Raw genomic sequence first — 10,855 nt, 5'->3', positions numbered from 1 at the left:
GTCCCCCCGACCGGGCCCTTCGGCGCACCCGGAGCGGGGCCGCACCGCTTGTCGAGGGGGCGTCAGTTCACGTTTCTGTCTGTGTTCTGCATCCGTTGGGATGCTCCGAGTGTCATGTCCGTGTACGGGCATATGCTCAAGGTGCGAAGCCGATCCCCCATTTCGGCCTCGGCCCTCCCTCGACCCAGGAGCAGCATGTCGACCGCCGCCCGCCAGGCCTTCTTCGACCGGACGCACACCGATGACCTGATCGCCTTCCTCGGCACCTCGCCGTCGCCCTACCACGCGGTCGCGAGCGCGGCCGAGCGTCTGGAGAAAGCCGGCTTCCGGCAGGTGCTGGAAACGGACTCCTGGGACGGCGTGGCCGGCGGCCGGTACGTCGTCCGCGGCGGCGCGCTGATCGCCTGGTACGTGCCGGCCGGCGCGGGGCCGGAGACGCCGTTCCGCGTGGTCGGGACCCATACCGACTCACCCAACCTGCGGGTGAAGCCGATCCCCGACACCGGATCGGCGGGCTGGCGGCAGGTCGCGGTGGAGATCTACGGCGGGGTGCCGCTCAACACCTGGCTCGACCGGGACCTCGGCCTCTCCGGCCGGCTCACCCTGCGCGACGGCAGCCGCCGGCTGGTCCAGCTCGACGAGCCGCTGCTGCGCGTGCCGCAGCTGGCGATCCACCTGGACCGCCAGGTCAACGACGGCATGAAGCTGGACAAGCAGCGCCACCTCACGCCGATCTGGGGCCTCGGCCCGGTCGACGAGGGCTCGCTGATCGGCTACGTCGCCCAGCGGGCGGGGGTCGACGCGGCCGAGGTGACGGGCTGGGACCTCATGACCCACGACGTCCAGCCCGCCTCCTACCTGGGCCGGGACCGCGAGCTGCTGGCCGGTCCCCGGCTGGACAACCTGCTCTCGGTGCACGCCGCCACCGCCGCGCTGGCCGCGGTGGCCGCCGCCGCCGAGACGGACGGCGCGACGCTGCCGTACATCCCGGTGCTGGCCGCCTTCGACCACGAGGAGACCGGCAGCGAGTCCGACACCGGCGCGCAGAGCCCGCTGCTCGGCAACGTCCTGGAGCGCAGCGTGTACGCGCGCGGCGGCGGCCTGGAGGACCGGGCCCGGGCGCTGGCCGGCACCGTCTGCCTCTCCTCCGACATGGGCCACGCCGTCCACCCGAACTACAGCGAGCGGCACGAGCCGGGCCACCACCCGCTGCCCAACGGCGGCCCGATCCTCAAGGTCAACGTCAACAACCGGTACGCCACCGACGGCGTCGGCCGGGCGGTGTTCGCGGCGGCCTGCGAGAAGGCCGGCGTGCCGTGGCAGACCTTCGTCTCCAACAACGCCATGCCCTGCGGGACGACGATCGGCCCGATCACCGCGGCCCGCCTCGGCATCCAGACCGTGGACTGCGGCATCGCCGCGCTCTCCATGCACTCGGCGCGCGAGCTGTGCGGCGCGGAGGACCCGTACCTGCTGGCGAGCGCGATCAAGGCGTTCCTGGAGGGCTGAGCCCTGACCGGTGCGGAGGGGCCGGCCCCTCCGCACCGGCGTGAGCCCGCGGGCCGCTCCAGGCCGGCTACTCCAGACCGGCCAGCACCAGCGGCAGCCGGCGCGCGCCGTCGGCGGTGAGCCGTACCGGCACGCCCCAGTCCTGCTGGTGGACGTGGCAGGCCGGGTACTCGACCGCCGGGTCGTCGTCGCAGGACGCCGCCATCGCCGAGACGTGCAGCACGCCCTCGGTCACCGTGTCGGAGAGCACCAGCTCGCGGGAGAGCGCGCTGTCCGCGCCCGCTCCGGAGACCAGCAGCTCGGGCGGGGTGGCGCTGACCAGGAGCCGGGTGGACGGGCCGTAGCGCTCGTCCAGCTTCTGGCCGGTGGGTGCCCGGAACACCACGTCCAGCCGCAGCGCGCCCGCCGCGACCTCGGTGGCGGCCCGCTGGGTGCGGTGCGCCACCGCGTCCACCCGGACCGCCTCCTCGGGCAGCCGCAGCCGGGTCAGCCGGTGCCGGGCGGACTCGACCACCACGATGTCGCCGTCCACCAGCACCGCGCCGGACGGCTCGCGCAGGTCGGTGGCCAGCGTGCTGACCTCGTCGCTCACCGGGTCGTAACGGCGCAGCGCGTGGTTGTAGGTGTCGCTGACGGCCACCGAGCCGTCCGGCAGCACGGTGACGCCCAGCGGGTGCTGGAGCAGTGCCTGCCCGGCCGCGCCGTCCCGGTGCCCGAAGTCGAACAGCCCGGTGCCGACGGCGCTGTGCACGGCCTTGGTTTCACGTGAAACCCAGCGCAGCGCCGAGGTCTCGGAGTCGGCGACCCAGAGCCGCTCGCCGTCCGCCGAGACGGCCAGGCCGGACGGCTGGGCGAACCAGGCCTCGGCGGCGGGCCCGTCGACCAGGCCCTCGTTGGTGGTGCCGGCCGCGACGCCGACGGTGCCGGCCGCCGGGTCGTACGCCCACAGCTGGTGGACGCCGGCCATCGCGATCCAGACCCGGCCGTCGAACCAGGCGACGTCCCACGGCGAGGAGAGGTCCACCTCGCGGGCCGGGCCCTCGGTCGCCGAGCCCTGCCACCACTGCCGGCCGGTTCCGGCCAGGGTGGTCACGGTGCCGTCGGCCAGCCGGACGCCGCGCAGCGCGTGGTTGACGGTGTCGGCGACCACCACGTCGTAGTCGGCGGTGCCCTCCGGCAGCAGCGCGAGGCCCTGCGGCTCGCTGAACCGGGGGCTGTCGCCGTCGACCAGGCCGCGCACCCCGTCGCCGATCCGGCGCACCACGGTCTCGCCGTCGGCCTCCAGCTCGACCAGCGAGTGGTGGCCGGAGTCGGCGACCAGGAAGCGGCCGTTCGGCAGCCGGACGGCCTTGCCCGGGAACCTGAGGTCCCCGGCGGTCGGCTCGGGCGCCACGTACGGGCCGTCGCCGCGCCGCAGGGTGCCCTTCGCCGCGTGCTCGGCCTCCAGCTCCTCGACCAGCCGGGCGATCGCGTGCGCGTGCCCCTCGCCGGCGTGCTGGGCGACCACGTACCCCTCCGGGTCGATCACCACCAGCGTCGGCCAGGCCCGTACCGCGTACTGCTTCCACGTCGCGAGCGCCGGGTCGTCCAGCACCGGGTGGTGCACCTCGTACCGCTCCACCGCGTCCACCACGGCCCGGTGGTCGGCCTCGTGCACGAACTTGGGCGAGTGCACACCGACGATCACCACGGTGTCCCGGTGCTTCTCCTCCAGCTCCCGCAACTCGTCGAGGACGTGCAGGCAGTTGATGCAGCAGAACGTCCAGAAGTCCAGGATGGTGATCTTGCCCCGGAAGTCGGCGAGCGTCAGCTCCTTGCCGCCGGTGTTCAGCCAACCGCCTGCCCCGACCAGCTCGGGGGCGCGTACACGTGCACGAGATGCCATGGGCCAATCAAACAGCACCGGCCCGCCCGGCATTCCGCCACCGGGCCCGGTGCGGGCCGGCCGGGTGGTGTCCGGTGGGTCCGGTGCTGTTCGGCGGCTCAGACGATGAGGTGGGGCAGGAAGCGGGCGCCCTGGTGGGTGATGGGGCTGTCGTCGGTCTCGCGGATGCCCAGGCCGGCGGCTTCGCCGTCGACGACCCAGGTGCCGAGGACGGGGCGGTTGCCGTCGAAGTCGGGCAGCGGGTGGAGCTGCTGGTAGCAGTGGCCCTCGGCGCCGTAGCGGTCCGGGTCGCCGGCCCAGTCGGCGAGGCGGGTCTCGCGGCCGCCGGGCTCGACGATGCGCACGCCCGCGCCCTCGCGGCCCAGCAGCGGCTTGGCGGCGTAGCCCGGGCCGTCCGGGGCGGCGAGTTCGCGCGGGCCGTCCAGGTAGGCGGGCAGCAGGTTGGGGTGGCCCGGGTACAGCTCCCAGAGCACGGCCAGCAGGGCCTTGTTGGAGAGCAGCATCTTCCAGGCCGGCTCGATCCACATCGTGGAGCCGGTGGAGCCGCCGTGGTCGACGACGTCCAGCAGCTGCTCGCCGAACTCGTCGGTGGCCAGCCACTCCCACGGGTAGAGCTTGAACACGGCGCGGACGAAGCGGTGCTCCAGGTCGACGAAGCGGCCGGACAGGCCGTCCCAGCCGATGTCCTCCACGGCGATGCCGACCGTTTCGAGGCCGGCCTGCTCGGCGCACTCCTGGAGGTAGAGGGTGGTCATCCAGTCCTCGCCCTCGGTGTCGCCGCGCGAGTGCGCGAAGTGCACCGGGCCGGGCGGCAGCAGGTGCTTCTGCCGCTCCCAGGCGGCGACCAGCCGCTCGTGCAGCGAGTTCCACTGGTCGGCGTGCGGGAAGCGCTCCTCCATCCAGAACCACTGCGGTCCCGCCGCCTCGATCAGCGAGGTCGGGGTGTCGGCGTTGTACTCGAACAGCTTCGCCGGGCCGGTGCCGTCGTAGGCGAGGTCGAACCGCCCGTAGAGGGTGGGCTGTTCGTCGCGGCGGTGCCAGGACTCGGTGACGGCGGCGACGAGCCGCGGGTCGGTGATGCCGTAGTCGGCGAACCGGCCGGTGCGGACCACGTGGCCGGCGGCGGCCAGCGACATCTCGTGCAGCTCCTCGACCACCTCCTCCAGCGCCTCCACCTCGGGCAGCGAGAACTCGTAGTAGGCGGACTCGTCCCAGTAGGCGTGCGGGCCGCCCTGGTTGCAGGGGTCCGAGCACATCGCGTAGATGAGGCCCTGGCCCTCGACGGTGGCCAGCCAGTCGGGGCGGGGTTCGACGGTGCGGCGGCGCACGGCGGATCAGCCCCCGCCCGAACCGCTGGAGCCGGACGGGCAGCCGAAGCCGCCGCGCTTGGTGGCGGCCTTGTCGAAGGTGCCGCCGGTGGCGGTGGCGGCGCCGGAGCCGCAGTAGTACCAGCGGCCGGCGGTGGTCGTGGAGCCCTTGGTGGTGCAGGAGTGGCTGTCGAGGACCTTGAGGGTGGCCGGGTCGACGCAGCGGCTCGGCGGGTTCTTCCCGGAGGAGGACGAGCAGCCGGAGAGCGCGAGCGCGAGGGTGCCGACCATGCCCAGGGCGACGAAGCCGGAGCGGCGGCGGGCGGAGGCGCCCGGGATTGCGGCCACCGGCACCGCGGCGGCCGGCAGTGCGGCCGGCAGAGCGGCCGGATCTGCGGCGGCCGGTCCGGGGGCTTCCGGTATCCGGGTGGAACTGGCGGGCAACGGCTGGGTCATGGCGTCCGATGGTACGCGTGGCCCGGATGGTGCGGGAGGGGCTGGTTCCCTCTCGGAATCCGGCCATGAATGGGTTATCTTTTGCCGATCCTTGACCGCGGGAGGGGGCCCGCGCTCGGGCGCCCGGCCCACGGCGTGCGACTGCGACACGGACCCGGGGGGCCACACAACCCATGAACGACATCCTGAACGGACTCGGCGCGGCGGCGGCCTTCGGCGGCGTCGGCGTGGTCCTGCTGCTTCTCGGCATCGTCCTGGTGGACCTCCTGACGCCCGGCAAGCTCGGCCGCCAGATCTGGGTGGAGCGCAACCGCAACGCGGCCGTGCTGCTCAGCTCGGCGCTGCTCGGCATCGGCGGCATCGTCTTCACCGCGATCCTCTACACCTACGAGGACTTCGGGAAGGGCCTGGCCTCCACGATCGCCTTCGGCGTCCTCGGCCTGGTGCTGATGGCCGTCGCGTTCTGGGTGGTGGACGTGCTGACGCCGGGCAAGCTGGGCGCGATCCTGGTCGACCCGGAGCCGCACCCGGCGGTCTGGGTGACCGCCAGCTGCAACCTCGCGGTGGCGGCGATCGTGTCCGCCTCGATCGCCTGACGGCCGGTCGGGCCGGGCGGCCGCTACGCCCCGACGGGGTGCGGCCGGCCGCCCAGCACGTGCTCGCGCGCCCAGGCGCCCAGCGGGGCCAGCGCCTCGTTGAGCCGCAGTCCGGCCTCCGTGAGCGAGTACTCGACCCGCGGCGGCACCTCCTCGTACGACTCGCGGTGCACGACGCCGTCCGCCTCCAGTTCGCGCAGGTGGGCGGCCAGCACCTTCTCGGTGATCCCCGGCACGTTGCGGCGCAGCTCGCCGAAGCGCCGGTTCGGGCGCGCGCCCAGCTCCCAGAGGATCAGCACCTTCCACTTGCCGCCGATCACGTCCATCGCGGCGTCGATCCCGCACACGTACGCGCCGGGCCTCGGTACGGTCGCCATGTCCTGCCCCCACCCACCCCTTCGCCGACCTGCTCGCTCACCTCAGGGTAACCACCCACTCCGAAGTGCGTACTTGATCGCCCCTCGGGCCCGAACGAGGCTGATCGGCATGACCGACACGACAGCCGACACCGCCTCGACGACCGCTTCCACGACCGCCTCGACGACCCCGCCCGCCCCGCTCACGCTGCTCGGCCTCGGCACGATGGGCGCCGCGCTGGCCGAGGCCTGGCTCGCCGCGGGGCATCCGCTGACCGTCTGGAACCGCACCGCCGCCCGGGCCGAACCGCTCGCCGCGAGGGGCGCCGCCGTCGCCGCCACCGCGGCCGGGGCGGTCGCCGCCAACGGGCTGGTGGTGGTCTGCCTGCTCGACGACGACTCGGTGGAGGAGGCGCTGGCCGGGGCCGACCTCCGTGGCAAGGACGTCGTCAACCTGGTCACCAGCACCCCGGGCACGGCCCGTGCCCGGGCGGCACGGGTGACCGGCCGCGGCGCCCGCTACCTGGACGGCGGCATCATGGCCGTCCCTCCGATGATCGGCGTCCCGGAGGCCGGCCCGTACGTGTTCTACAGCGGCTCGCGCGAGCTGTTCGAGGAGCACCGCGCGGTCCTCGCCGTCCCGGCCGGGACCAGGTACGTCGGTGAGGACGCCGGCTTCGCCGCGCTGCACGACGTGGCGCTGCTGAGCGCGATGTACGGGATGTTCGCGGGCATCGCGCACGCCTTCGCGCTGGTGCGCGCCGAGTCCGTGGACCCGGTCGGGTTCGCCCCGCTGCTCTCCTCCTGGCTGACCGCGATGACCGGCTCGGTCGCGGCCACCGCCGGGAAGCTGGCGACCGGGGACTACACCGAGGGCGTCGTCTCGAACCTGGCGATGCAGGTCGCCGGTGTGCCGACGTTCCTGCGCACCGCCGAGGAGCAGGGCGTGAGCGCCGAACTGCTCACGCCCTACTTCGGGCTGATGGCGCGGCGGCTGGCCGAGGGCAGTGCGGAGGAGGACCTCACCGGGGTGATCGACCTCCTGCGCCGCTGAGCGCCCCACCCGAGGGCACCCGGTCCGTGCCCGGTCCGCACGCGGTCGGCCGGCCCGGTCAGTCCTGCACCGGGTGGTCCGCCGCCCGGCGGTCGCCGGGGAGACGGCGGCGCAGGGCCGGGTCGGTGAGGGCGCGGGGCCTCCAGACGCCGTCCGGCGGGTAGACGTCGGTGCCCGGCGGGACGATGGCGTCGATGCGGTCCAGGGCGGCGTCGTCCAGGACCAGGTCGGCGCCCTTGAGGGCGGCCTCCAGCTGGCCGGGGGTGCGCGGTCCGATGATCACCGAGGTGACCGCCGGGTGCGCCAGCGGGAAGGCGACGGCCAGCTCCGGCAGGGTGCGGCCGAGGTCCTCGGCGACGGCGGTCAGCGCCTCCACGGCGTCCAGCTTGGCCCGGTTGACCGGCAGTGCCGGGTCGAAGCGGGCCGGCATCAGGGCGGCGCGCCCGCTGGTCAGGTCGATCGGCCGGTCCTTGCGGTAGCGGCCGGTGAGGAAGCCCGAGGCGAGCGGCGACCAGGTCAGCGCGCCCATGCCGAGCCGCCGCACGGTCGGCAGCACGTCCCGCTCGACGCCGCGGGCGAGCAGCGAGTACGGCGGCTGCTCGGTGCGGAAGCGGGGCAGGCCCCGCCGCTCGGCGACGTGGTGGGCCTCGACCAGCTCGTGCGCGGGGAAGGTCGAGCAGCCGAAGGCGAGGATCTTGCCGGCCCGCACCAGGTCGCCGAGGACGGCGAGGGTCTCCTCCAGGTCGGTACCGGGGTCGGGCCGGTGCACCTGGTAGAGGTCGATCCGGTCGGTGCGCAGTCGGCGCAGGCTCTCCTCGACCTCGCGGACGATCCAGCGGCGGGAGTTGCCGCCGCGGTTGCGGCCCTCGCCCATCGGGAAGTGGACCTTGGTGGCGAGCACGACGTCGTCGCGGTCGCCGCGGGCCTGGAGGGCCTTGCCGACGATCTCCTCGGACTCGCCGGCCGAGTACATGTCGGCGGTGTCGACGAAGTTGACGCCCGCGTCGAGCGCGGTGTGGACGATCCGGGCGCAGTCGTCGTGGTCGGGGTTGCCGATCGAGCCGAACATCATCGTGCCGAGGCAGTAGGCGCTGACCTCGATGCCGGTGCCGCCGAGGGTGCGGTAGCGCATGGTGGTGGTCCCCCTGGTGTGTGCGGGTCGCTGATCCGGCTGCCGACCCTAGGAGTTGGAGTGCGCTCCAGGGCAAGGGGCGTTCGCCCGCCGGGGGGCGGCGAACGGCCGGCCGCCGGGCCGTGTTGCCGAAACAGCAACGAAAGTTGCCCGCCGCCCGGTGGTCGGCGCAGCCTGGCGGTGGAGGTGATCGCCGTGAGCGACACGCGAAACGGGACCGTTCCCGAGATCCCCGCCGCCACCGACGGCTACGACGTCGTGGTGGTCGGCGGCGGCGCCGCCGGACTGAACGCGGCCCTGGTGCTGGCCCGGGCCTGCCGCCGGGTGGCCGTCGTGGACGTCGGACAGCCGCGCAACGCCCCGGCCGCGCGGATGGGGGGCTTCCTCTCCCGGGACGGCATGTCCCCGGCCGCGCTGCGGGAGACCGGGCGCGCCGAACTGGCGGGGTACGGGGTGGACCTGCTCGACGCCCGGGTGGACCACGTCGAGCCGGTGCCGCTCGCGGGCGTCCCGGCCTTCGACGTCCACCTGGCCGGCGGCCCGGCGCTGCGGGCCCGCCGGGTGGTCGTCGCCACCGGACTGCGCGACGGCCTGCCGGAGCTGCCCGGCCTGGCCGAACGCTGGGGCCGCGACGTGCTGCACTGCCCGTACTGCCACGGCTACGAGGTCCGCGACCGCCCGCTCGGCGTGCTCGGCACCCACCCCGGCGCGGTCCACCAGGCGCTGCTGCTGCGCCAGTGGTCGGCGGACGTGGTGCTCCTCGCGCACACCCTGGACCTCTCCGCCGACGACCGGGCCAGGCTCGACGCCCGGGGCGTGCGGACCGTCGAGGGCGAGGTCGAGCGGGTGGTCGTCACGGACGACCGGCTGTGCGGCGTCGAACTCGCGGACGGCACGGCGGTGCCGCGCGAGGCGGTGTTCCTGTTCCCGCACCTGGTGCCCAGGGACGCCCTGCTGTTCGGCCTGGACTGCGAGCGGGACGCACAGGGCTGGGTGACCACCGACCGTACGGGCCGCACCAGCGTGCCCGGGGTGTGGGCGGTGGGCAATGTCGCCGACCCCCGCGCCCAGGTGGTCACCGCGGCCGGGGCGGGCGCCGCGGCGGCGTTCGCGCTCAACCACGACCTGGTGGACGAGGACGTCGACCGCGCCCTCGCCGCCGCCTGAGTCGACCCACCGAGAGGACGGAGTTCCCCATGACCCAGCACGCCCACGCCCACCGGCACTCCCACGGCCAGGCCCACCACGGCCACGGCCACGGCCAGGACGCCGACTTCGACTGGGACGCCCTCGCCGTCCACCTGGAGCGCGAGGCCGAGGTCCAGGCCCCGGCCGTCACCGCGGCCGCCCGCTGGCTGGGCGGACTGCTGGACGGCGTCCCGGTCCGCCGGGTGCTCGACGTGGGCAGCGGCCCCGGCGTGATCGCCGGACTGCTCGCGGACGGCTTCCCGGACGCCGAGGTCGTCGCCGTCGACCAGTCCGCCGCCCTGCTGGAGCGCGCCCGTACCCGGTCGGCCGGCCGGGTCGGCACCCACCGGGCGGACCTGCCCGAGGACTTCGGCACGCTCGGCGGCGCCGACCTGGTCTGGTCCGGCAACGCGATCCACCACCTCGGCGACCAGCAGGCCGCTTTGACCGCGCTGGGCGCCACGCTGCGCCCGGGCGGCGTGCTGGCCGTCGCCGAGCGCGGCCTGCCGGCCCGCTGCCTCCCGCGCGACCTCGGCCTCGGCCGACCCGGCCTCCAGGCCCGCCTGGACGCGGCGCACGAGGAGACCTTCACCGCGATGCGGGAGTCCGCCCCGGGCAGCGTGGCCGTGGTCGAGGACTGGCCGGCCATGCTGGCCGCCGCCGGGCTGGTTCCCACCGGCAGCCGGACCTTCCTGGTCGACCGCCCGGCCCCGCTGGACCCCGCCACCCGGGAGTTCCTGCACGTCCAGCTCGCCCGCCGCCGCGAGCAGTTCGCCGACCTGCTGGACGCGGCCGACCTCGCCGCCCTGGACGCCCTGCTGGACCGCGGAGCCCCGGCCGGCATCCTCAACCGCCCCGACGCCTTCTACCTCGCCGCCCTCACCGTCCACACCGCCCGCGCGGCCGGTGCGGGACACTAGGAGGTCTCAGCGGTCCGGCTTCCGGTGCCGGCCCGTCCCCCTGCGCAGCAGCGGGACGGGCGTGTCCGCCTGCGGGAACACCGACTGCGGCCCGGGTGCCCGGTCGGGGCGGACGATCAGCGGGTAGGCCTCGGCGTAGTTCTCGGCCACCGCGACGGGCTGCCAGGTGTGGCCGTCCCACTCGACCACCAGCCGGGGCACGTCCTGGAAGAGGTGCGCCGCCCGCCGTGGCCCGGGCGCGAGGGTGATCGCGTCCCGCGTCCCCGGGGCCCGGCGGCGGCGCTCCCGTTCGGCGTACCAGTCGGCCAACGGCTGGTCGGCCGGCGGCTCGTCCTCGGCGTCCATCGTCGGCACCTCCCTGGCGGATCGGTCGGGGACGGCCAGTCTGGCCGATCCGCCGGGGCCGGGCGATTCCACGATCGGGTGAAAAAACCGATGGACGGCTGCCTTCC

Annotated in this window: 11 protein-coding genes; 5 read left to right on the top strand and 6 right to left on the bottom strand. The window is 74.7% G+C overall.

Annotated features, from left to right (window positions below; all coding sequences use genetic code 11):
- The first annotated feature begins 195 nt into the window (after window positions 1–195).
- On the top strand, window positions 196–1,509 hold the full coding sequence (locus ACFU74_RS32615) for a M18 family aminopeptidase (RefSeq protein WP_380763389.1): 1,314 nt from the start codon (window positions 196–198) through the stop codon (window positions 1,507–1,509).
- Window positions 1,510–1,576: 67 nt separating this feature from the next.
- Here ACFU74_RS32615 and ACFU74_RS32610 read toward each other — a convergent pair whose 3' ends face one another.
- The 3 genes from ACFU74_RS32610 to ACFU74_RS32600 form a co-directional block, all read right to left on the bottom strand.
- Window positions 1,577–3,394 carry an NHL domain-containing thioredoxin family protein gene (locus tag ACFU74_RS32610; protein ID WP_380763387.1) on the bottom strand — a complete coding sequence of 606 codons (1,818 nt, stop codon included), beginning with the start codon at window positions 3,392–3,394 and terminating at the stop codon, window positions 1,577–1,579.
- A gap of 98 nt (window positions 3,395–3,492) precedes the next feature.
- A complete protein-coding gene (locus tag ACFU74_RS32605) occupies window positions 3,493–4,722 on the bottom strand; it encodes a glutathionylspermidine synthase family protein (RefSeq protein ID WP_380763385.1) in 1,230 nt (409 codons plus the stop codon).
- 6 nt (window positions 4,723–4,728) lie between these two features.
- Window positions 4,729–5,157 (bottom strand): hypothetical protein, encoded by a 429-nt coding sequence (locus tag ACFU74_RS32600; protein WP_380763383.1) that lies wholly within the window; start codon window positions 5,155–5,157, stop codon window positions 4,729–4,731.
- 173 nt (window positions 5,158–5,330) lie between these two features.
- Here ACFU74_RS32600 and ACFU74_RS32595 point away from each other — a divergent pair, with 173 nt between their 5' ends.
- Window positions 5,331–5,753: a DUF350 domain-containing protein gene (locus ACFU74_RS32595; protein ID WP_380763381.1), complete on the top strand. Its 423-nt coding sequence runs from the start codon at window positions 5,331–5,333 to the stop codon at window positions 5,751–5,753.
- 23 nt (window positions 5,754–5,776) lie between these two features.
- On the opposite strand, the gene ACFU74_RS32590 is transcribed toward ACFU74_RS32595, so the two are convergent.
- Window positions 5,777–6,130 carry a winged helix-turn-helix transcriptional regulator gene (locus tag ACFU74_RS32590; RefSeq protein ID WP_380763379.1) on the bottom strand — a complete coding sequence of 118 codons (354 nt, stop codon included), beginning with the start codon at window positions 6,128–6,130 and terminating at the stop codon, window positions 5,777–5,779.
- Between the two features lie 109 nt (window positions 6,131–6,239).
- Here ACFU74_RS32590 and ACFU74_RS32585 point away from each other — a divergent pair, with 109 nt between their 5' ends.
- Window positions 6,240–7,163: an NAD(P)-dependent oxidoreductase gene (locus ACFU74_RS32585; protein WP_380763377.1), complete on the top strand. Its 924-nt coding sequence runs from the start codon at window positions 6,240–6,242 to the stop codon at window positions 7,161–7,163.
- A 58-nt stretch (window positions 7,164–7,221) separates the two neighbouring features.
- On the opposite strand, the gene ACFU74_RS32580 is transcribed toward ACFU74_RS32585, so the two are convergent.
- Window positions 7,222–8,295: an aldo/keto reductase gene (locus ACFU74_RS32580; RefSeq protein WP_380763375.1), complete on the bottom strand. Its 1,074-nt coding sequence runs from the start codon at window positions 8,293–8,295 to the stop codon at window positions 7,222–7,224.
- A gap of 189 nt (window positions 8,296–8,484) precedes the next feature.
- Here ACFU74_RS32580 and ACFU74_RS32575 point away from each other — a divergent pair, with 189 nt between their 5' ends.
- Both ACFU74_RS32575 and ACFU74_RS32570 read left to right on the top strand, forming a co-directional pair.
- On the top strand, window positions 8,485–9,462 hold the full coding sequence (locus ACFU74_RS32575; RefSeq protein ID WP_380763391.1) for an NAD(P)/FAD-dependent oxidoreductase: 978 nt from the start codon (window positions 8,485–8,487) through the stop codon (window positions 9,460–9,462).
- 29 nt (window positions 9,463–9,491) lie between these two features.
- Window positions 9,492–10,403, top strand: coding sequence for a class I SAM-dependent methyltransferase (locus ACFU74_RS32570; protein ID WP_380763373.1), 912 nt, complete (start codon window positions 9,492–9,494; stop codon window positions 10,401–10,403).
- 6 nt (window positions 10,404–10,409) lie between these two features.
- Here the strand turns inward: ACFU74_RS32570 and ACFU74_RS32565 are convergent, their stop codons facing one another.
- Window positions 10,410–10,748 carry a DUF6087 family protein gene (locus ACFU74_RS32565; protein ID WP_380763371.1) on the bottom strand — a complete coding sequence of 113 codons (339 nt, stop codon included), beginning with the start codon at window positions 10,746–10,748 and terminating at the stop codon, window positions 10,410–10,412.
- Between the last annotated feature and the right edge of the window lie 107 nt (window positions 10,749–10,855).

This window comes from Kitasatospora sp. NPDC057500 (genome assembly GCF_042802195.1).
Classification (GTDB): Bacteria; Actinomycetota; Actinomycetes; order Streptomycetales; family Streptomycetaceae; genus Kitasatospora.
Note: the sequence above shows the minus strand (reverse complement) of the source record. Positions and strands in the feature narration are given on the sequence as shown.